The organism is Desulfovibrio sp. TomC (assembly GCF_000801335.2).
In the GTDB taxonomy this organism is placed as follows: Bacteria; Desulfobacterota; Desulfovibrionia; order Desulfovibrionales; family Desulfovibrionaceae; genus Solidesulfovibrio.
In genome coordinates this window covers 157,146-177,660 of sequence record NZ_JSEH01000012.1, presented here as the reverse complement: position 1 = coordinate 177,660, position 20,515 = coordinate 157,146, and the positions used below count along the sequence as shown (strand labels likewise).

Annotated in this window: 15 protein-coding genes; 8 read left to right on the top strand and 7 right to left on the bottom strand. The window is 65.1% G+C overall.

The annotated features are described in order from the left end of the window. Positions 1 to 127 precede the first annotated feature (127 nt). Complete coding sequence (locus NY78_RS13345) at positions 128 to 3,052, bottom strand: DEAD/DEAH box helicase (RefSeq protein ID WP_043636821.1); 2,925 nt, start codon at positions 3,050 to 3,052, stop codon at positions 128 to 130. A 164-nt stretch (positions 3,053 to 3,216) separates the two neighbouring features. Here NY78_RS13345 and NY78_RS13340 point away from each other — a divergent pair, with 164 nt between their 5' ends. After that, positions 3,217 to 4,827, top strand: coding sequence for a sensor domain-containing diguanylate cyclase (locus tag NY78_RS13340; RefSeq protein WP_043636818.1), 1,611 nt, complete (start codon positions 3,217 to 3,219; stop codon positions 4,825 to 4,827). 239 nt (positions 4,828 to 5,066) lie between these two features. Here the strand turns inward: NY78_RS13340 and NY78_RS13335 are convergent, their stop codons facing one another. The 3 genes from NY78_RS13335 to NY78_RS13325 all read right to left on the bottom strand — a co-directional run bounded on the left by NY78_RS13335 (position 5,067) and on the right by NY78_RS13325 (position 9,219). Continuing rightward, entirely contained in the window at positions 5,067 to 6,440 is a 1,374-nt protein-coding gene (locus NY78_RS13335) for a sigma-54-dependent transcriptional regulator (protein WP_043636815.1), read from the bottom strand. Positions 6,441 to 6,521: 81 nt separating this feature from the next. Beyond that, complete coding sequence (locus NY78_RS13330; protein ID WP_043636811.1) at positions 6,522 to 7,970, bottom strand: sensor histidine kinase; 1,449 nt, start codon at positions 7,968 to 7,970, stop codon at positions 6,522 to 6,524. Positions 7,971 to 8,037: 67 nt separating this feature from the next. After that, a complete protein-coding gene (locus NY78_RS13325) occupies positions 8,038 to 9,219 on the bottom strand; it encodes a pyridoxal phosphate-dependent aminotransferase (RefSeq protein WP_043636810.1) in 1,182 nt (393 codons plus the stop codon). 94 nt (positions 9,220 to 9,313) lie between these two features. On the opposite strand from NY78_RS13325, the gene sfsA reads away from it, so the two are divergent. Further along, positions 9,314 to 10,057 (top strand): DNA/RNA nuclease SfsA, encoded by a 744-nt coding sequence (gene sfsA / locus NY78_RS13320; protein WP_043636807.1) that lies wholly within the window; start codon positions 9,314 to 9,316, stop codon positions 10,055 to 10,057. 147 nt (positions 10,058 to 10,204) lie between these two features. Here sfsA and NY78_RS13315 read toward each other — a convergent pair whose 3' ends face one another. After that, positions 10,205 to 11,383 (bottom strand): acyltransferase family protein, encoded by a 1,179-nt coding sequence (locus tag NY78_RS13315; RefSeq protein ID WP_043636803.1) that lies wholly within the window; start codon positions 11,381 to 11,383, stop codon positions 10,205 to 10,207. Between the two features lie 202 nt (positions 11,384 to 11,585). Here NY78_RS13315 and NY78_RS13310 point away from each other — a divergent pair, with 202 nt between their 5' ends. Both NY78_RS13310 and NY78_RS13305 read left to right on the top strand, forming a co-directional pair. Continuing rightward, a complete protein-coding gene (locus NY78_RS13310; RefSeq protein WP_043636801.1) occupies positions 11,586 to 14,006 on the top strand; it encodes a Lon protease family protein in 2,421 nt (806 codons plus the stop codon). A 5-nt stretch (positions 14,007 to 14,011) separates the two neighbouring features. Beyond that, entirely contained in the window at positions 14,012 to 14,782 is a 771-nt protein-coding gene (locus NY78_RS13305) for a hypothetical protein (protein WP_043636799.1), read from the top strand. A 339-nt stretch (positions 14,783 to 15,121) separates the two neighbouring features. On the opposite strand, the gene NY78_RS13300 is transcribed toward NY78_RS13305, so the two are convergent. Next, entirely contained in the window at positions 15,122 to 17,317 is a 2,196-nt protein-coding gene (locus NY78_RS13300; RefSeq protein WP_043636796.1) for a C13 family peptidase, read from the bottom strand. 26 nt (positions 17,318 to 17,343) lie between these two features. Beyond that, the gene (locus tag NY78_RS13295; protein ID WP_043636793.1) at positions 17,344 to 18,111 is read right to left on the bottom strand and encodes a CBS domain-containing protein; all 768 of its coding nucleotides are present in this window, start codon (positions 18,109 to 18,111) and stop codon (positions 17,344 to 17,346) included. A 153-nt stretch (positions 18,112 to 18,264) separates the two neighbouring features. Between NY78_RS13295 and NY78_RS13290 the strand changes: the two genes are divergently transcribed. From NY78_RS13290 to NY78_RS13275, 4 genes are all read left to right on the top strand, one after another. Next, complete coding sequence (locus tag NY78_RS13290; RefSeq protein ID WP_047960182.1) at positions 18,265 to 19,236, top strand: HDOD domain-containing protein; 972 nt, start codon at positions 18,265 to 18,267, stop codon at positions 19,234 to 19,236. Positions 19,237 to 19,303: 67 nt separating this feature from the next. Continuing rightward, on the top strand, positions 19,304 to 19,495 hold the full coding sequence (locus NY78_RS13285) for a hypothetical protein (protein WP_043636790.1): 192 nt from the start codon (positions 19,304 to 19,306) through the stop codon (positions 19,493 to 19,495). An 18-nt stretch (positions 19,496 to 19,513) separates the two neighbouring features. Continuing rightward, complete coding sequence (locus NY78_RS13280; protein ID WP_043636787.1) at positions 19,514 to 20,101, top strand: hypothetical protein; 588 nt, start codon at positions 19,514 to 19,516, stop codon at positions 20,099 to 20,101. Further along, positions 20,098 to 20,511, top strand: a complete 414-nt coding sequence (locus NY78_RS13275) for a hypothetical protein (protein ID WP_047960181.1) — start codon at positions 20,098 to 20,100, stop codon at positions 20,509 to 20,511. The genes NY78_RS13280 and NY78_RS13275 overlap by 4 nt, the downstream gene beginning before the upstream one ends. The last annotated feature ends 4 nt before the right edge of the window (positions 20,512 to 20,515 follow it).

Below are 20,515 nucleotides of genomic sequence, written 5' to 3'. Positions count from 1 at the left end.
ACCCTCCCTGCCTGGGGGGCGCGTTTGCCGCAGGCAGGGCCTGCGGCAAACGCGCCCCCCCATTGCAGGGGTCCGGGGGGATCATCCCCCCGGCCGCCGGAGGCATCTTTCGTCTTTTCGTCCCCCTCTACTCCCACTCCACCGGCAATCGTACGGTCTTTCCTGCTTTGTTGCTAAACAGCAAATAGCCGTTGTCGCGGCCGAAGATATAGAGGTCGCGGGTGACGGCCACGTCTTGTTTGCAATAGGTTGTGATCTCGTCGATGCGGCCTTCTTTCCACCAGGCCAGGGCGTCCAGGCCGGAGGCGGATTTTTGCGTGCCGAGCGTGGCCTTGGCCAGCCCGTCCAGGGACAAACGGTAGCCCAGGCGGGCGTGGACGCGTTCCAGGATGTCCAGGGTGGGCAGCGCCCGGTGGTCAAAGGGCGAGGCTCCGGCCAGGACCTTGTAGTCGAAGCGCAGGATATTGAAGCCGACGATGCAGTCGAGGCGGGCGAGGGCTTCGTAGAGGGCGGGCAGTTCGTCCTGGCTGTAGGGGATGAAATCGTCTGTGCCCGAGTCGTAGAGCACGGCCACGGAGATACCCATCTTGTGGGCATTGCCCCAGCCGCCGACATCGGCAGCGGAGCGGCGGGTTTCGACGTCGAGCACGCCGAAGCGGGCCGGGGCCTTGCCCTTGGGGCGGGAAGGGGCCTGTGTTTCGTTGGTTTGTGGTTGTTCGTTGCAGTCGGGCCGGCAGGCGTCCTGTTCGGGGAGTTTTCCGGACATGAGCAGCTCCAGGAGGAAGCGGGCGGCGACCTTGTCGATGGGCCGGTTGCCGGAGCCGCATTTGGGGGAATGGACACAGGATGGGCAGCCGGTTTCGCAGGGACAGCCGGCCACAGCGGCCAGGGTGCGGGAGAGCGCCTCATCGGCCCGGGAAAAGGCCAGGCGCGAGAGGCCAACGCCGCCGGGCGCGCCGTCGTAGACGAAGACGCAGGCCCGGCCGACCTGCGGGTGAAGCGGCGTGGAGATGCCGCCAAGATCGTTGCGGTCGGTGAGGACCAAGAGCGGCAGGATGCCGATCATGGCGTGTTCCATGGCATGGATGGCTCCCATGAAGTGGAACAGGCGCTTGTCCAGTTCGGCCTGGACGTCGTGGGGGATGACCCACCACAGGCCTTCGGTTTCAAAGACCATGGGCGGCAGGTCGAGCGGCACGATGGTGAGCAGTTGTCCGCCCCGGGTGCGGCGGCGTTCGTAGCCGGTAACGGTCTCGGTGACCCGCAGCCGGCCGAGAAAGACCGGCACGCCGTGGACGTTCGTTTCGCCCAGGACCTCCAGGATGTCGGTGGTCTTCTGGCCGCGCGCCCGGGTGTAGTAGTCGACTTTCCCCGGGGCAACCACCACCCGGCGTTCGGGAATATCCAGGGATGTAACCAGATAGGACACGCCCCGGTGGATGTAGACGGCTCCGGGGTGGGTTTCCTTGTAGGCCCGCATCTCGTCGATCTGGCCGATGACCGAGCCGGCCGCCTCGATGGCGAACTGGCCGCCCGAGCCGCGCAGGTTGACGTCGCGGTGGGGGCGTTTGCGGGCGGCAAACAGGCGCAACCCGTCCTTGTCGCGCAGGAGCAGCCCTTTGGCTTCCAGGATTTCGGCCTCGCGGCGGATGGCCGGGTCGGCCAGGAAGGGTTCGGACAGGGACAACGGCAATTCGGCCGCGGCGCACTCCAGGTGCTTGGCGGCAATGGCCGGATTGGCCGGGTTAATGACGGCCGATTCCGGCGGGCGGTCGAAGAATTCCGAGGGATGGCGCATGAAATACTGGTCCAGGGCGTCTTCGCCGGCAATGAGGGCCACGGCGGATTCGCGCCCGGCCCGGCCGACCCGGCCGCCGCGCTGCCAGGCGGACATGACCGAACCGGGATAGCCGCACAGAATGCACAGGTCGAGGCCGCCGATGTCGATGCCCAGTTCCAGGGCCGAGGTGGAGACCACGCCCAGGAGTTTCCCCGAGGCCATGGCCGCTTCGATGTCGCGCCGTTCCTCCGGGAGAAACCCGGAGCGGTAGGCCGAGACGCGGCTGGCGTAGGGACCGGCCTTTTCCCGGATCCACAGGCTGATAAGCTCCGTCATCTTGCGCGACTGGGTGTAGACGATGGTGCGAAGGCCCCGCGTGAGGGCAGCGGCCAGGAGCATGACCGCAGTGGTGGCGGCGGACTGCTCGGGATTAAGAAACAGGAAATGGCGGGCCGCGGTGGGCGCGCCGGACTCGGTGACGGTTTCCACGGGCAGGCCGGTCAGGTCGGTGGCCAACTGGCCGGGATTGCCGATGGTGGCCGAAGAAAAGACAAAGACCGGCTGCGAGCCGAAGCGCTGGCACACGCGGCCCAGGCGGCGAAACACATGGGCCATGTGGGAGCCCATGACGCCGCGATAGGTGTGCATTTCATCCACCACCACGTGGGTGAGGCCGGCAAAGAGCGTGCTCCAGTTCTCGTGATTGGGCAGCAGCGAGAGGTGGAGCATCTCGGGGTTGGTGATGAGAATGTGCGGCGGATTGTCCCGGATTTTGCGGCGAAAGTGCGGCGTGGTGTCGCCGTCGTAGATGGCGGCGGTGGGCCGGGCAGACTCGGGCAGGCTGGCCGTCAGCTCGGTGATGGCTTTGAGTTGGTCCTGGGCCAGGGCTTTGAGGGGATAGAGGAAAATGGCCCGGGAGTCGGGATTTTTGATGATTTCTTCCAGCACCGGCAGCAGGTAGGTGAATGTTTTGCCGCTGGCGGTGGGGGTGGCCACGGCCACGTGGCGTCCGGCCCGGGTGCGGTCGGTGGCCTGGGCCTGATGGCTGTAGAGCTGCTGGATGCCCCGGGCGGCCAGCAGTCCGGCCACGGGGCGCGGAAAAGGGCGCATGGGGTCGGCATAAACCGCCGGGGCGGCCGGCAGGATGCGGTGGTGGACCACGAGATGCCCCAGGCGCTCGGAGGCCAGCAGGGCCGCCACATAGGAGCCGATATCGTGGGTATCAGGCGTCGCGTCGTCGGGGACGGGGGGCGTATCGTTTGGGGACGGCATGGTGATTTCGGGCCTGGTTTGCTCCGCTGGTCATGGTCCAAAAAATGGGTTTGCGCAAGGCAAGTGCATTGCCTGGCCAAAAGGTTTGGAGTAGCATTACAGAGGATAACTCACCTTGACATCCCCGCCTTCCACGCGGGGGCTGCGGCCAGCCAGGGCAACGGATGCGACTGAAACAGACCTTGGGCCTGGATACATTACGCGGGCTTCTGCGTTTTTACACCTTGCTCCTTGTCCTCCTGCCTCTGGTACTCGCTGCCGGATTTTTCTTTTTTTTCCAGCGTGGGCAAGTGATTGAAACCGAACTCGAAGGTTTGGCCGAATCGCTGGCCAGGGATCGCAGTGTGGTGCGTTCCTGGATTGCCGAACGCTTTGCCGATGCCCGCTATCTGGCCAGCCTTGAATCGACCCGCAGCAGCGATGTTGCAGGCATGGTCCGCCACTTTGCAATCTACAAGCAGACGCACGACTCCGTCTCGGCGGTGGTGTACGTGACGCCTGATGGCCGCACTGTCGTGGATTCGTCTGGTTCTCCCAGCGTCTACGTGGGCGACCGGGAGTACTTTCAAGAGGCCAGGGTCGGCCGCGAGAGCCTGGCCTCGGGGATTGTGGGCCGGGCCTCGGGCAAACCCATCTGCCTTTTTTCCGTGCCGGTGACCCGCCCGGACGGCACGTTTGGCGGGGTGGTGTTTTTGGCTGTGCAGCTGGAGGTGCTGGATGCCTGGCTGCGCGAGGCAACGCCCGGGCCGGGAAACGGTGTGCTGTTATGCAACGGCGAGGGCTCCATTCTGGCTCCGACCCGGGCCGTGGGCGACCAGAGCGGGGAGCTGTCCGCCAAGGTTGCGCCCCAGGCCTTTGCGGCTGGCCCGGGCGGGGTGCTTTTTCGGGCTGCATCGGGCCAGGAGATGCTCGGGGCCTCGGTGGCTCTCAATTGGAACGACTGGAGGCTCGTGCGCGAGGAGCCGGCAGCGGCGGCCCTGGTCGGGTATCGGCGTCAGGCCATGTGGGTGGCCCTGGGCGCTCTGGCCACTATTTTTCTCATTTCGCCATTGGTGTTGCGGCTGTGCCGGAGTCTGGAAGAACCGCTGGAGACGCTTACGCGCTATGCCCGGGAGCTTCGATCCCGGGGCTACGAGGAGAACTGTTTCCTTGCGACTCCGGGGAAACTGCCCCGGGAACTGGCGGAACTGTTTGATGCCTTTTCCAGCATGGCCTGCGAAGTGCGGGCGCATATCGACGCCATTGAGCGTTTAAGCGTCCAGGACGCCCTGACCGGGCTTTACAACCGTCGGTTTCTGTTTTCCGGGGGACTCAAGCTGCTCAGCGCCGCCGCGAGGGCCGGACAGCACTGCGTCTGCCTCATGCTCGACGTGGACCATTTCAAGCGGGTCAACGACACCTTCGGCCATCAGGCCGGGGATCAGGTGCTGGCCCACGTGGGCCAGATCCTGAGCGGAGCGGTGCGTAAATCGGATCTGGTCGCCCGCTACGGGGGCGAGGAATTCGTGGTGCTTTTGATTGGGGCGGGGCTGGCCGAAGGGTTGGAACTGGCCGAGCGCATTCGCCGGACCATGGCTGAGCAGCCGAGCCCGGCCGCCGGTCGGACGCTGGCCGTGACGGTGAGCGTGGGCGTGGCCGAGATGCGCGGCCAGGAGGATTTCGGCGAGGCCGCGCTGGATGCGCTGCTGGCCCGGGCCGATGCGGCCATGTATGCGGCCAAGGCGGCCGGGCGAAACCGGGTCATGGCCGAAGGGGCGGTTGCTCCAGCGGCCTGACGGGCGCCCCAAAGGGCCTGCCCCCGTCTTTATCTTTTCCAGGGCTGTCTGGAGATCGCAAGCCGCCGGGGCAACGGCGGTTCCCGTCAGGCGCAAGCGCCAACGGCTCCGGCTTCTTTTGGTCTGCTCTTCTCAACCTGCGTTTGTCGACCGAGCAGCCCAGCCGGTCAAATCAAATTCCCCCAGGCGGATTTCCAAAGAGGTTGCCCCTTGGGCCGCCGAAGGCCTCTTTTCTCTTCCTAGTGCCCGGTCAACTTGTATTTCTTCAGCTTGTACTGCAACAAACTCTTGGAAATCCCCAGCATCTCGGCTGCTTTCACCTGGACGAAGTTGGAACGGGCCAGCGCCCGGCGGATGAGGGCCACTTCGATTTTTTCCAGGGTGTCATTTAAATTGATCGTCACCGGCAGCAAATCCACAGCGGATTTGTACTGGCTTTCCTCGTCGCGGATTTCGCTCGGCAGATCTTCCACCTGCACCACGTCGCTGGCCGCCAGCACCACGCACCGTTCCACCACGTTTTGCAGTTGGCGCACGTTGCCCGGCCATTCGTAGGCGGTCAGATAATCCATGGATTCTGGCGAAAAGCCTCGGAATTTCTTCTCGTTTTCCCCGGCGTAGCGGCTTAGGAAATGGGCGGCCAGGATGGGGATGTCTTCGCGCCGTTCGCGCAGCGGCGGCGTCTGGATATGGACCACGTTTAAGCGGTAATAGAGGTCTTCCCGGAAGCTGCCGTTGGCCACGGCCTCGGACAGGTTGCGGTTGGTGGCGGCCAGAATGCGGATATCCACCTCGATGGGGTCGGAACCGCCCACCCGCTCGAACTTGCGCTCCTGGATCACCCGCAAGAGCTTCACCTGGAGTTCCGGGGAGAGCTCGCCGATCTCGTCGAGAAAGATGGTGCCCTCGTGGGCCATCTCGAACCGGCCGCGCTTTCGGGCCACAGCGCCGGTAAACGAGCCCTTTTCGTGGCCGAACAGTTCGGATTCGAGCACGCCAGAGGCCAGGGCCATGCAGTTGACGGAAATAAACGGGGCGTTTTTGCGCGGCGAGGAATAGTGGATGGCCTTGGCCAGGAGTTCCTTGCCGGTGCCGGATTCGCCGGTAATGAGCACGGTTGAGCGGGTGGGCGCGGCCTTGGCGATCATCTCCAGCACCCGCTGCATGGCCTTGCCCCGGCCGATGATGTGCTCGGTGGAGAAGCGGTCCTCCAGGGACTGGCGCAGGAGCATGTTCTCGCGCTGGGAGGCGGCAAAGCGGCTGGCCTTTTCCACGGTCAGAAGCAATTCGTCGTTGGCAAAGGGCTTGGCGATATAGTCGAAGGCCCCGATGCGCATGGCTTCCACCGCGCCTTCGATGCTGCCAAAGGCGGTCATGATGATGACCGGGATGTAGGGGTAGTTGCGCTTGACGTGTTCCAGGACCTGCTGCCCGGTGACCTTGGGCATCTTCATGTCGGTGATGACCACGTCCACTTCGGACTCGTCGAGAAAGGCCAGTCCGGTCTCGGGGTCGTCGAGCGGGGTGACGGCATAGCCGGCGTCGCCGAGCATGGCTTCAAGGATGAGCAGGTAGTTCTTCTCGTCGTCGAGGATCAGTATCTGGCTTGGCATGGTTCTCTTTTATCCGAAAAAGGGTCGGGGGATGGCGTGGCGGTCGCGGCGCGACGGGTCTGGCGGCAGCCTACCCCAGGTTCAGGCCGCAGGGAAGGCCATGCTGACGCAGGCCCCGGCGTTTTCGGCGTTATCCAGGCCAAGGGTCGCGTTGTGGCTTTCCACGATGTTGCGGACAATGGCCAGGCCAAGGCCGGTGCCGGCATCCTTGGTGGTGAAAAAGGGGTCCAGGGCACGGTCCTTGTGTTCCGGGGAAAATCCCGGGCCGGAGTCGGTGATGGCCAGGGTCACCACCCCGTCGGCCACGGTCCCGGTCACGGTGATGGACGGCGCGCGGAGTTTCGCCTTGTCTTCGGTCAGGGATTCCATGGCGTTGGACAGCACGTTGTAGATGGCCCGGTAGAGGAGGTCCTTGTCGCCGCGAACGGTCAGGCCCGGGGCGTAGTTGCGCGCCACGTCCACGCCCAGTTCCTCGCATTTGGCTTCGAGAAAGGTCAGGGCCTGATCGAGAATAATGGCCAGATCCACCTCGTCCTGGCGCGGGGCTTTGGGCCGGGCATAGTCCAGGAAGTCGCCGACGGTCTTGGACAGGCGCTTGGATTCGTCGAAAATGGCCGAAAGCAGCCGGGCATTGGCCGGGTCGCTGTCTTTGGCCCGCTTGAGGAGCAATTCCGCGGTGGAGCGGATGATGCCGAGCGGATTTCGGATTTCGTGGGCGATGCCGGCCACCATGCGGCCCATGCCGGCCAGTTTCTCCTGCTGTTGCAGTTCGCGCTCCAGGCGTTCGCGGTCCTGGATGCGTTGGGCGTTGATGCGCCCGGCCCGGCTGATGATGACGCGCAACAGGACAAACAGGAGCAGGGAGGAGGCCAGCGAGGTGCCGATGATGATGCGCTGGAAATCCACGACTTTCTGGTAATCGGAGGTGATGTCCTGGGTGAATTCCAGTGCGCCCATGATAAAGCCCTGGGGATTGCCCGGGACCAGCGAGCGCTCGGTGCGCAGCGGATAGATGGTGCGCAGGGTCACGGTGTCGGGCTTGGGCGAGAAATCGAGGATGCCGCCGAGCATCCCGGCCCGGGTCACCAGCTGGAAGCTCGACGTGCCCTGCTCCAGGGCCTCCAGGATGGCCGCGCCGGCAAAACCGGACTGGCCCACCAGTTCCTTGTCCGTGGAATAGGACACGCGCTTGTCATGGTCGTAGATGCGCACTTCGCTGACGTGGAAGCTGTGGATGGTGGACAGCACGGTCTTGTCCAGGCGGTCGTACTGGGCCGGCTGGGACAGTTCCACCCGGCCGAAACCGATGACGGTTGGCAGGGTGAAGCGCTGGTAAATCTGGTGGTTGAGGTTTTCGGCCAGGAGCAGGGCGAATTCCTTCTGCTTGGTCAGCACGTCCTGGCGGGCGTAGTTGGACAGGAAGATGGAGAGGAACAGGTTGACCAGGAGAATGAGGGCCAGGGAACTCCAGGACAGGAATTTAACGAATCCCAAGTCCTGGTCGCCGTCTGAGCGCGGTTTTTTTTTCACGGGTTGCCTTCCCGGCGTCCGGCCCTGCCCGTGAGGAGACAGGCAGAACCGGCGCGCGGGTTGGAATCTAGGAGGAGAGTTTTTTGAGGAAATCGCCCATGATGGTCAGGGCTTTTTCCAGGGTTTCGTCGCTGGTGGCATAGGACAGGCGCACGCAACGATCTTCGCCAAAGGCCACGCCCGGGACGGTGGCCACGCCGGTTTCGGTCAACAGGGCCTCGGACAGGGCCGTGGAATTGGGGACGGCATCGGTATAGTAGGCCGACACGCAGGGGAAGAGATAGAATGCGCCGGCCGGGGTGGCGCAAAAGGCCTTGTCCCAGGTCTTGATGATGGACAGGCACAGGTCGCGGCGGCGGGCAAAGGCCTGGCGCATCTCCTCGACGCACTCAAGCGGCCCGGTCAGGGCGGCGATGGCGGCCTTTTGCACGATGGAGCAGATATTGGAGGTGGACTGGCTTTGCAGGGTGGACATGGCCCGGATCACGTCGGGATGGGCCACGCAGTAGCCCATGCGCCAGCCGGTCATGGCAAAGCTTTTGGCCAACCCGCCGACCACGGCGACATTGTCGGGGTGTATGGCAAAGGACGCGGCCATGGAGGCGGGTTTGGCCGGATCGTAGACGAGACGGTCGTAGATCTCGTCGGAGATGACGTAGATGTCGCGGGAGATGGCCCATTCCATGATGGCGTCGAGCTGCTCGGCCGAGTAATGCGCCCCGGTGGGGTTGGACGGCGAGTTGAGGACCATGGCCCGGGTGGCGGGAGTGACGGCCCGGTCGAGGTCGGCAATGGTGACCAGGAAACCGCTTTCCGGGGTGCTCGGCACGGCCACGGGATAGGCCCCGGCCAGCCGGATCATGTCCGGGTAGCTCACCCAGTACGGGGCCGGCACGAGCACCTCGTCGCCAGGGTTGAGCACGGCCAGGAACAGGTTGGCCAGGGCCTGTTTGCCGCCGTTGGTGGCGATGACCGCCTCTTTGGGAATGGGCACGCCGTAGAGTTTTTTATAATAGCCGGTAATGGCTTCCCGCAGGGTGGGGATGCCGGGCACCGGGGTGTAGCGGGTAAAATTGTCGTCGATGGCTTTTTTGGCGGCGTCCTTGATGTGTTGCGGCGTATTGAAGTCCGGTTCGCCGGCGGAAAGATCGAGGACGGCCTTGCCCTGACGGCGCAGATCGGCGGCCTTGGCGGCCATGCCGAGGGTGGCGGACGGGGCGACGAGACGCATACGGAGCGCGGTGCGCATGGCCCGAAATCCTTGGCTTGGGGGTTTATTGCGGGCGGCCGCAGGGTGCGGCCGTCGGCGAATGTAGGGCATATTACACAAAAGGTAAATCACGATGGCAGACACAATCGGGCAGGTCTGTCTGCCCCATGGCGGGCCGCTGCGTCTGGCGCGGTTTGTGCGGCGCTACAAGCGGTTTTTCATCGATGCCGAAGACGACGGTGGGGTGTTTACGGCCCACGCCAACAACACCGGCTCCATGCTCGGGCTGTTGCGCCCCGGGGCCACGGTGGCCTTTTCCGTGTCGGACAATCCCAAGCGCCGGTTCCCCTGCACGTTGGAAATGGTGCGGTTGGCGGATTTTCGCAATGATTTCTGGGTCGGGGTCAACACGCTGACCCCCAATCGGCTTTTTCGCCTGGGCTGCGCTGCCGGGGCTTTTGCCGAGCTCCCCGGCTATGACGCCATCCGGTCCGAGCCGCCCTTTGGCGGCGGACGGCTGGATTTTCTGCTCACCGGTCCGGCCGGGCGCTGTTTTGTCGAATGCAAAAATGTGACGATGGTGGAAGACGGGGCGGCCATGTTTCCCGATGCGGCCACTGAGCGGGGGTGCAAGCATCTGGTTGAACTGACCCGGCTGGCCCGGGAAGGCCTTGACAAGGCGGCCCTCTTTTTTTGCGTCCAGCGTCCGGACGGCGACTGTTTCGCGCCGGCCGCAGTGGTCGATCCCGACTACGCCGCCCTGTTGGCCGAGGCTGTGGCTGCCGGGGTGCTGGTTCTCCCCTACCGGGCCGAGGTGACCGAGGCCGGCATCATCCTGGGCAAGCGCCTCCCCCTGGCCCCGCTTGGCAACGAGTGAGGCGACAGACCGGGCCAACGCGCCCGCCGGCTCCAACCGCCAGGGCTTGCCGCTGACCCCCGGTCTCGCTGATTCGCAACCGGCCGGATGATCAGCTAGCGTCTAAACCCCTTAAAAAACTTCTCCCTTTGCAGGGGGCCGGGGGGATCATCCCCCCGGCCGCCGGAGGCACTCTTTCTCCCCTCTCTTCCTCATCCCCAACAAATACCGGGCGGCCGGGGCTTCGACCAGTCGGGTAAGGGCCATGCCGGCGGCCACGGTGACGGCCATGCCGGCCAGGGCCATGGCCGCCCAGAGCAGGGTCGAAGCGCCGGCTGGGGCCTTGCACAGCGGCAGGGTCCAGGCCTGGACCAGATAGATCGACAGGCTGGCGAGGCCGATGCCGGCCAGGAGCGGGTGGGTGGTCCACCGGCGCGGCCGGGCGGCCCAGGCCAGACACAGTGCCGCCAGGAAGGGGGCGTAGAGGGCGTTGTTGGCCAGTACGGCCAGAAAGAAATTCCCGGCCGGCAACGGGACGAGGAGCAGGGCCAGCAGACCGGCGGCGGCCAGGAGGTCGAGGCCGGGTACGGCGACCGGACGCAGGACGAACAACCGGGCCATGGCCGCTCCCAGGACGAATTCAAAGGCCCGGAAATAGGGGCTGGTGTAGGTCAGCCAGGGAAAGAACACGCCGGCGAATTCGCCCGGAACATTTGCCCAGAGCGGATAGCGGGCCAGGACTGCGGGGAAAAGCTGCGGCCAGTTGGCGGCGGTCAGGGCGTCGAGGCCCAGGATGGCGGCCAGACTGGCCAGCCCAATTCCCAGGGCCGCCCTGGGTGTGGCGAGGTGGGCTAGCAGCCGGGCGACGGGCGGGAAGAGCAGGTAAAAAAAGACTTCGACGCTGATGGCCCAGGCCAGGGGGAAGAGGCGGGGCGATTCAGGGCTGAAAACCCAGCCGTGGGTCAGGGTCAGGTAGGAGGCGATATTGGCCGCGCTGCCGAGCGCGCCCGGTCCTTCGCTGACAAGCAGGCCGGCCACGGCCAGGGCCAGGAGCAGCAGGTAGACCGGGTAGAGCCGGACCAGCCGGGTCGTTATGAACCGGGCCAGCGGGGTGCGGCCGGCGGCCAGGGCCGGACCGTAATTGTACTGGAGTACGAACCCGGACAGCAGGAAAAAGGCCGACAGGCCGCATTGGGTCAGTCGGGCCAGGGGCGTGAATAGGGCCGGCGTCTGGGGCAGCGGGGTGAGCCAGGCGGCGGCATGTCCGGCCAGGACGGCCAAGGCGGCCAAGGCCCGCAGGCCGCCAAGGCCCGGCAGAAACGGCGGTCGTTGCGAGGGGTTGGGCATCGCGCCCCCGCTACCACGGTCCGGGCGGCCTGGAAAGGCCGGCCGGACCGGGGGCGTCGCCGGCCGCCGGCCGCCGCTTCGGGCGGCCTTCTTTGTGCGCCTTGTGCGGCGAGGATGACAAACGGGCCGGAAGATCGTATCCAAAGCGTTACGCCGGTTTGTGCGGCGCAATCCCCCTAACGCCCTTCCCCAGACGGAATCCATGATCAGACACCTGACCCCCAAGGACCTGCGCGCTTGCTGCGATCCAGCCTCCCTGCCCTTTGCCGACAGCCGGGAGATTCCCGAAGACCCGGCCGCCCTGTCCCGGACCCAGCCCAGGGCCCATGCCGCCCTGTCCCTGGCCTTGTCCATCAGCGGCCGTGAGTACAACGTCTACCTGGCCGGCGAGCCGTACATGGGCCGTACCCATTTTGCCCGCTGCTTCCTTGATCCGGCGGCCAAGGCCGGGGCCACGCCGCCGGACTGGCTCTATGTCCATAATTTCGACGATCCCGACCGGCCCCGGGCCATCTCCCTGCCGGCCGGCCAGGGCCGCGGTTTCAAGACCGCCCTGGCCAAGGCCGTGGCCGATATGCGCGAGGAGATCCCGGCCCGGTTCGAGCGCGAAGCCTATCTGGCCCAGAAGCAGAGCCTCATGCGCGGCTACAACGCCGACCGCGAAACCATGCTCGACGAGATGGAAGAGCGGGCCAAGGGCGAGGGCTACAGCCTGTTTGTCGATGACCAGGGCGCTTTTACCCTCTATCCGCTCCTTGAGGGCAAGGTGGTCAACGACGAGGAATTCGAACGCCTCGACCCGGATCTCAAAAAAACCCTCAAGGCCAAGGGCGACCGGCTGCTCGAAGAGATGGGTTCGGCCCTGCGCCGTCTGTCCAAGGAAGAGCGCGGCTACCGCGACCGGGAAAAAGATCTGGAACGCGACGCCGCCGGCGAGGTCTGCGACGCCCATCTGGCCCAGTTTGCCGAGCTTCGCGCCACCTACCCGGCCATTGAGCAGTATCTGACCGCCATGCGGGCGGACATTCTCGACAACCTCGATGCCTTCATGCCCCAGACCGTCCCGACGCCGCCGCCCTCGCCCCACGGCGAACCGTCCTTTCCCGACGACGTGTTTTTCCACTACGAAGCCAACCTGTTCGTGGACAACGGCCAGCTCTCGGGCGCGCCGGTCATCGTCGAGGACCATCCGACCTATTTCAATCTCATGGGCTGCATCGAGCGCGAATCGGAAATGGGCGCGCTCTATACCGATTTCACCCTCATCAAGTCCGGCTCCCTGCACCGGGCCAACGGCGGCTTTCTGATCATCCGGGTGGATGATCTGTCGGCCAATCCCGGAGCCTGGGAGAGCCTGCTGCGGGCCTTGCGTTCCGGCTCGGCCCGGGTGGAAGACCCGGCCGAGGGCGGCGAACATGTGCGCACCCGCACCATCGAGCCCGAGCCGATTCCCCTTGACCTCAAGGTGGTGCTGGTCGGGCCGGACGAGGCCTATGAGCTGCTCCTGTACAACGACGAGCGCTTCGGCAAGCTGTTTAAGCTCAAGGCCCATCTTCAGGAGACCATGCCGCGCACCCCGGACAATGTGGCCGTCTACCTGAGTCTGGCCGCCCGGGCCATCCGCGACGCCGGGCTGTTGCCCTTTGACCGCACCGCCTTGGCCGGGCTGGTGGAGTATGCCTCGGTGGCGGCCGAGGACCAGAGCCGGCTGTCGCTCAAAATTCCGCTCACCCGCGAGCTTATGATCGAGTCCGATGCCCTGGCCCGGCGCGACGGGGCCGAGTGCGTGACCGCCGCCCATCTGGTCCTGGCCCGGAAAGCCCGGGCCTTCCGGGTCAATCTCTTCGAGGAGGAATACCTTGAGGAATACGACCGGGAAATGATCAAGGTGGCCACCACCGGCGAGGCCGTGGGCCGGGCCAACGGGCTGTCGGTGCGCATGTTTGGCGACTATGCCTTTGGCCTGCCGCACCAGATCGCCTGCACCGTGGGCGTCGGCCACGGCGGCATCCTCGACCTCGAGCGCGAGGCCGAACTCGGCGGCCCCATCCATACCAAGGGCATGATGATTTTAAAGAGCTACCTGATTGGTCGCTTTGCCCAGGACAAGCCCCTGGTCATGACCGGGTCGCTGTGCTTTGAGCAGAATTATGCCGCCGTGGAAGGCGATTCGGCCTCCGGGGCCGAGCTGGCCGCCCTGCTTTCGGCCCTGGCCGAGCAGCCGCTCAAGCTGCGCTACGCCATGACCGGCGCGGTGTCCCAGTCCGGGGCCATCCTGGCCGTCGGCGGGCTCAACGAGAAAATCCGGGGCTTTTTCGCGGTCTGCCGCCGTCGCGGCCTGACCGGCGACCAGGGCGTGCTTTTGCCGGCGGACAACGTGGTCAATCTGATGCTCGACGACGAGGTCATGGCGGCGGTGGCGGCCGGACAGTTCCACATCCATCCGGTGACCACCATCGAAGAGGCCATGGAGATTTTGACCGGCATCCCGGCCGGCGTCCGGGGCGCGGACGGGACCTTCCCGCCCGGCAGCCTCTACGCCCAGGTGGACGAGCGGCTGGCCCGGCTGGCCCGGCTGACGCCCATGATGAGCAGTCTCTGCCCCCAGGCCGGACGGGGGTAGGCGGCATGTCCAACACCTGGTTTGAGGAAAAGCACGACGAGTTCTGCCGCGATCTCCTGCGGGACTATTGCCTGTCGGTCGAGACCCTGGAACGGTTGTTTCAGGAGTTCGACCGGTCGGGCAAGATGGTCTTTGAGGAGTTGCGCGATCTGCTGGGCGAGGAGATGAACAAGGGCCTGCTGTGGCGTCTGAAAGACACGGCCCACCATCTTTTCCGCGAGGGCGGGGCCTCAAGCCCGGTGGGGCAATTCCTGGACTGGTGCATCGGCTACATCTTCCACGAATCCATGAAGCTCAAGGAAGACGCCTACCAACAGCAGAACTACGCCCCCTGGTTTCGCTCCATGCAGGAGCGCGAGCTGCCCGAACAGGACCTCATCATCAGCCGCGAGCTGTTCCAGCTGCTCATGCAGACCACCGAGAGCATGCAGCGGGAAATCCGGCGCATCCGTTTTCTTTTTGGCGAGTGCCGCAAGCTTTTTCCCATGTACTTGTCGGATCAGGGCGAGAACCACTGGCTGGCCCGGTTTCTGTTTAAGCGCAACGAGCTGGTGCGCGACGTCTTCGGCCAGGGCTACCGGGAACTCATTCGCGGCATTTACGGCGCTGCGCCCGAGTCGATGCACGTCATGGCCTCGCGCAGCCTGCGCGAAGGCGGCTGGATGCAGCAGGCGGCCGAGGCTGCGGCCAAGGCCTGCCAGACCAACCCGGACAGCGAACCGGCCCGGCGCGAAAAAGAGATCGTCGATACCTGGCGGGCCAGACTTCGGGCCTGAGGCGCGGAGGCGCGGAGGGGTGGAGAGGGGAAGAAGAGAGCCTCCGGCGGCCGGGGGGATGATCCCCCCGGACCCCTGCAATGGGAGAAGTTTGGCCAGGGGTTCTTGGCCTTGACCGGCAATCCGGTCGGCTATGGACCGGGAGAACTGCAGGGGGCGTTTGGCGGGAATCACGGAGGTTTCGACGGCCAAAGGGGCGACCTCTTTGGCATCCCACCTGGGTTGTGGTGGATGCAGACGTAGCTCCCGGTGAAGGATCACCGTGAATTTTTTTGGAGATTTTTTGATGAACGCGGCCCCGCAGGCAATGCCTGCGGGGCCGCGTTCGTTGGGACAGGCTTAATTGAGCAGCAACGACTGCCAGGGCCGTCCGACTGTCGGCGGCGGCAGCGTTGCCGGCTGGATGAGCAGGGCGCTGGCGTTGCCGAGGTCCGGCAGGCCGTTTCGCAGGCCAAGGAGCCGGGTGGACGCGCTGCCGGCCGAGACGCCGATGGTCTTGTCGCGCTGCGCAACCAGGGTCGTGTGCTGGTTGCCGGAGCCATAGTAAAAGCGCATGGCCCCGGAGGGATACAGGCGCACGGCCACATTGACCGGCCGGGCGTCGGTGACGGTGGCGGCCTTCCAGGCGATGGTCACGCTGGACGCGCTGGCGGCAACCGCGATGTCGTTGCCGGCACCGGCTGTGGTCAGGCGGTCCCACAGGGGGGCGACGGCCACGCATGCGGCCAGGCCATCGACGGTATTGTAGCCGCTGTTCACCGGGCTTGCGAACGACACGATGCCATGGCTGGACACATGGGCCGTGGTGTAGCGCTGCCCCCCCAGCGGAAAGGCAAACGGCAGGGTCAGGGGCCAGGACTGGTCCGTACCATTCCAGCCCTGGTCCGTGGCACCGATGGGGAAGGTATCGCCCGTCTGGTACTGGCTATAGCCGCCGGAGGTCGGGGCTTTGGCCGCCGGGAAGCTGCCGCCCAGGGCCAGCTGGCGGCCGAGATTCCAGGGATTGCTGAAGTAGGATGGGTGCTCGCCGTTGTTGGCTGGCCCGCTCCCGTCGTCGGATAGGTCTTCGCTTTGGACGCTGTCCTTGCCCAGGGCATAGAGGAAGGCTTCCTCCATGGTCACGATGCCGTCGGCATTGCTGTCGCCCTTGGCCGTGTCGGCCAGGGCCTGGGTGGCGTAATAGGCAAATTCATCGACGGTGTAGTCCGGCCCCATGGCGTAGGACAATTCCCAGAACCGGGCGGCGGACATGAGCACCCGGTTGGGGGCCTTGAGCGGTTCGATCATGCCGCCGGAAAAGCATTGCTCGAAAATGGCCACCGTAGCCTTGGTGGTCACCTTGTTCACCTCGGCGGCGAATTCCGTATTGGTGATGCTTTCCCCCCACAGATAAAGCACCACGTCAGTTGTATCGTACGGTGGGGTATTACCCTCGCCGGCCCCGCCGTGGTCCGTGGTGAAGATATAGAGGATATCTTCGCTGCCAAGCTTGCCGGCCAAGGTATTAAACACCGTGGCGATGTTGGCCTTGGTGGCGCTGTAGCCGATATCCGGAGTGCCGTCGTTGTTGAAATCCGTGTTGGAGTTTTCACCCAGGAAGTTGTCAACGGCTGGATCTGTGCCGTCGGCAAAGAGCACGAAAATGTTTTCCTGCAAGAATCCGTTGGCCTTGAGCGTATTGAAGAAATAGGCGCAATCGTTCCAGTAGCGGATGTGATTGTTGGGCTGGTTGTAGCCGCCGGAGAGAATGACGGCGTAGCGGTGCCCGGCGTCGGTGGCGGCGTCTGCGGTCGGCGCGGCAATCCTGGCCTCGGCGGCCGGCTGCGAGGCGGGTGCGCCGGCCGGCGGCCAGACCGTCAGTTCCGTGAACCCGGCCATATCCTTGGGCGGCGTGCGGGCGCTTGCCACCTGGATTTCGCCGCTTTCGGCCACCAGGGCAAAGCGGCAGGGGTGCTCCCAGTTGGCGGCGGGTGCGTCGTCGATGAAAAAGAGCCAACCTGGTCCGCCGGACAGCGTCACGGTGGTGCGCCACAATGCGAGGCTCGCCGTGTCGGCAACCTTCGTCGTGGCTGCGTAGACCCGCCGGCCTTGCAGGGAATGGCCCAGCAGCCGGTTGGTCAGGGCCGCTTTGGCCGCTTCAAGGCTGTCCACAGGGGCGACGTCGGCTGTCGTCCCAAGGGCGGGGAGCGGGGACAGGCCGGAGGGCAGGGCGTTGGTCGGGGCGAACCGTGTGGTCCCATCCTGGGCGACGAAGGCCACCCGCTTGTCGCCGTTGGCCATAACAATGCCGAAGAGCCAGCCGGGACCCTGGCCCAGGCGGACCGGACGGGCGTCCAGGTTGAGGACCACCTCGCCGGTGCGGAGGGTTTCGTCCCCGGTCAGGGCGGCGTTGTCCCGGGCCAGACGGGCATCCTGGGCCAGCAGCCGGTCGCGGGCCTGGGCAAAGGTCTCAATGTCGGCGGCCAGCCCTGGCCCGGCCAGGGAGAACAAGCAGGCAAGGGCAACGGCCAAGCGCAGCAGTCCGGAAGAGAGCATACAGGACCTCCTGGAAAAGCGGCTTGTCAGCCCATACGGCGGGCGTAGAGCAGGATGTCTTTCTGGGTGATCAGGCCGGCCAGACGGCCGTCGGCTTCGGTGACGGCCAGACGGCGCACCCTTTTTTGCCGCATGTACAAAATGACCTTGTAGACCATGGCGTCCACCGGCACGCAGACCACCGGGCCGCTCATGTGGGCCGAAAGAGGGTCAAGCAGCCGTTCGGGACGGCCCATGATGGCGCGCAGGGCGTCGCGTTCGGTGAAAATACCGGCGGCCTTGCCGGCGTCGGTCACCAGCACGCAGCCGGCGTTTTTCTGGCGCATCTGGCCAAGGGCGGCGCGCACGGAATCCCCAGGCCCAAGGCAGATGGGGTCAGCCCGCATAATCGCCCGGCAATCCACGCTTTCCACCATGAAATCCACGGCCAGGGCGTCCACCAGTTCTTTGTCCGTAACCAGCCCGACCAGGGAGCCGCCAATATCCACAACAGGCAGGTGGCGCTCCCGGCGTTCCAGCATTCGCTTGATGGCTTCGTCCACGCCCAGGTCCTTGGCGATGCCGACGCCGGTCCGGGACAGGATTTCGCGGATGGGGGTGGACGGATCGAGATCGACGTCGAGGTGGCGCACCAGTTCGCGTTCGGTGAGAAACCCCAAGACCCTGGCCCCGGTCACGGCCGCCAGACAGCTGACATCGGCCGTCACCATAAGATCAGCGGCCTGGGTCACGGTGGCGTCCGCAGGCACGATATGGGGCCTTTTGGCCAGTTCACCGACCCGGCGTTTGAACATGCTGATTCCTGACGGGGAAGAGTATCTCCAATGTATGGTCGGGCAAGGTCGGAAAGTCAAGAAATACTGGGTAAAATCGACGTCTGGCCGGCTTGCCGCGATGGTGCGATTCCGGTAGGGGAACAGGGAAAGACGTCTCCGGGAGTGTGCGGCATGACCCTCGACAGCACCCCATCCACGCCTGGCGATCAATCCGGTTTCATCGCCCGGTTGCTCGAACTGGGCCGGCCGCGCCGCGAGCGGTTGCCGGTCGTCGCTCCCAGGCCGCAGCCGATGCCATCTGTGGGCAAGGGCGCTCGCCGTTCCCTGGCCGACATCAATCCGCCACCCCTGCCCGAGGCCTATCTGGCCCTTCGCCGGGCCGCAGAAAATCCCATGAGCACCGTGGCCGAGGTGGCCTCGGTGGTATCCCTGGACCCCAGTCTGGCGGCCTATGTGCTGCGTCTGGCCAACAGTCCGCTGTTCACTCCGGCCGGCCGGGTGGAGACGGTGAGCCGGGCCGTGGGCCTGATCGGGCTGACCGAGATCGTCAATCTGGCGGCCGGGGCCGTGCTGACCCGGCTGTTTGACAAACCGCCGCGTCCGGATTTGCTGTCCCTGCCGGATTTCTGGCGGCATGCCGTGGCGGTCGGTCTGTTGTCCCGGGCCGTGGCCCGCAGGCGCGACGCAGTTGGCAGCGAACGGTTTTTTGTGGCCGGCCTGCTCCATGACATGGGCCGGCTGGTGCTGGCCGTGGCCGAGCCGGATCTGGCCGGGGCTGCCCTGGCCCGGGCCGTTGACACCGGCATTTCCCTGGCCGGAGCCGAACGCCTGGAATTCGATTTTGACCATGCCGCTCTGGGCGGGCGGATCTGCGGCAAGTGGCTGTTGCCACAGTCCCTGATCGAGGGTGTGGCCGGGCATCACAACCCGTCGCTTGCCCCGGACAGCGTGGTGGCCGCTGCCGTCCATGTGGCCGATTTCATGGCCAACGCCCTGGGGGTGCGGGCCGTGCCGACCGCCGGCCTCCCCTTGCTCGACCCCAAGACCCTGGCCGTTTTCAATCTGGCCGAGGCCGATCCCGCGGAGTTCGAGGCCCTGCTTGACGAGGGTCTTTCGGCCATGGCCGCCTTGTTTGCCGCCTGACCGCCGGCCTGCCCCTTGCCTTTCCCGGGGCGGGGCGCTACAGCAAGAAAAAATGGAGCGTAACGCCATGAGCGCGCCAACTATCGCCCTGGCCCCGCTGACCGGCACGGCCATAAACGATATGATTTACGAATACATGTCCTTGTCCGGCGACCGCCGGCGGGCTGAATTGGCCGGCTTTCTGGAAAGCGGCCGCAGCACCCAAAGCGACATCATGGCCGTCACCCTGCGCGGCATGATTCTTCGCGCGTCGGCCTAGGGCCGATCCCACCCTCGCATGAAAAACCTCGTTTTCCTCATCGTTGTCTGTTGTCTTGTCCTTGGCGCCCAACCAGCCGCAGCCAAGCACACCCCCCCGGCCAAGCACGCCGCCGCCAAAAAAAATCCTGAAAAAGCGCCCGAGCGCCACGAGTCCGCCCCAGGCGAGACCGTGGAGGCCCCGGGCCGGGTCATCAAGGAACCCAATGCCTTCAACGGCATCAAATGGGGCACGGGCATGGCCGCCATCCCGGACCTGAGCGTGGCCGAGCGCGACGGACAGGCCGCCTATGCCACGGCCCAGGGCGTGGTCTACCGTATCGGCGACGCCTTTCTTTCCGGCGTGGTCTATGGCTTTTGCCAGGACAAGTTCGCGGCGGTTATGGTGGACTACAAGGGCAAGAAGAACCACGAGAGCATCAAGAATTTTCTTGTCGCCAAGTATTCCAAGCCCATTGATCTGGAAGGAAACGGCTACGACGTGGGCTGGCCCGTGGGCAACGTATTGATCCGCATGAATTATTCGCCGGCCACGGATGCCGGCACGCTGAGCTATTTCTACCAGCCGCTCTATGGTCCCTGCGGTGAAGCCAAGGCCGCCCAGTGACGCGTCGTCTGGCTGCCGTCCTGGCGCTTTTCGTCTGGTGTCTGCTGCTGTCCCTGCCGGCCGAGGCGGCCGAAGCGGGGCGCAGCCTGCCTTTTAACAAACAAAACGTCTTTATGTTTTTCAAGCAGGTGGCGGAAGCCAGGGAGAAGCTGCCCGAAGAGCTGCCCCTGGAAGAGCTGCGCGACCGGCAGTGTATGCTCTACGCCAGCATCCTCAAGCAGGGCGGCTACGATTTCGAGGCCACGGTCCTAAACGCCCTGCAATTTTCCGAAAAGGGCGGCAACAAGCTCGACGACCCCCGCTTCATGTTCCTGGCCGGCGTTTTCCAGGAACACCCCGACGTGTTCGTGCGCTTGAAGGTCATCTCCAAGGCCACCCGTGACGCCGTGGTGCGCTACTTCGGCGGTTAGATCC

Bases quoted from the DNA above. Each gene is read 5' to 3' on its own strand.
- NY78_RS13285 (WP_043636790.1), top strand. From the start codon at position 19,304: ATGAGCGCGCCAACTATCGCCCTGGCCCCGCTGACCGGCACGGCCATA.
- NY78_RS13340 (WP_043636818.1), top strand. From the start codon at position 3,217: ATGCGACTGAAACAGACCTTGGGCCTGGATACATTACGCGGGCTTCTG.
- NY78_RS13335 (WP_043636815.1), bottom strand. From the start codon at position 6,440: ATGCCAAGCCAGATACTGATCCTCGACGACGAGAAGAACTACCTGCTC.
- NY78_RS13315 (WP_043636803.1), bottom strand. From the start codon at position 11,383: ATGCCCAACCCCTCGCAACGACCGCCGTTTCTGCCGGGCCTTGGCGGC.
- sfsA (WP_043636807.1), top strand. From the start codon at position 9,314: ATGGCAGACACAATCGGGCAGGTCTGTCTGCCCCATGGCGGGCCGCTG.
- NY78_RS13300 (WP_043636796.1), bottom strand. From the start codon at position 17,317: ATGCTCTCTTCCGGACTGCTGCGCTTGGCCGTTGCCCTTGCCTGCTTG.
- NY78_RS13345 (WP_043636821.1), bottom strand. From the start codon at position 3,052: ATGCCGTCCCCAAACGATACGCCCCCCGTCCCCGACGACGCGACGCCT.
- NY78_RS13280 (WP_043636787.1), top strand. From the start codon at position 19,514: ATGAAAAACCTCGTTTTCCTCATCGTTGTCTGTTGTCTTGTCCTTGGC.
- NY78_RS13290 (WP_047960182.1), top strand. From the start codon at position 18,265: ATGACCCTCGACAGCACCCCATCCACGCCTGGCGATCAATCCGGTTTC.
- NY78_RS13295 (WP_043636793.1), bottom strand. From the start codon at position 18,111: ATGTTCAAACGCCGGGTCGGTGAACTGGCCAAAAGGCCCCATATCGTG.
- NY78_RS13305 (WP_043636799.1), top strand. From the start codon at position 14,012: ATGTCCAACACCTGGTTTGAGGAAAAGCACGACGAGTTCTGCCGCGAT.
- NY78_RS13325 (WP_043636810.1), bottom strand. From the start codon at position 9,219: ATGCGCACCGCGCTCCGTATGCGTCTCGTCGCCCCGTCCGCCACCCTC.
- NY78_RS13310 (WP_043636801.1), top strand. From the start codon at position 11,586: ATGATCAGACACCTGACCCCCAAGGACCTGCGCGCTTGCTGCGATCCA.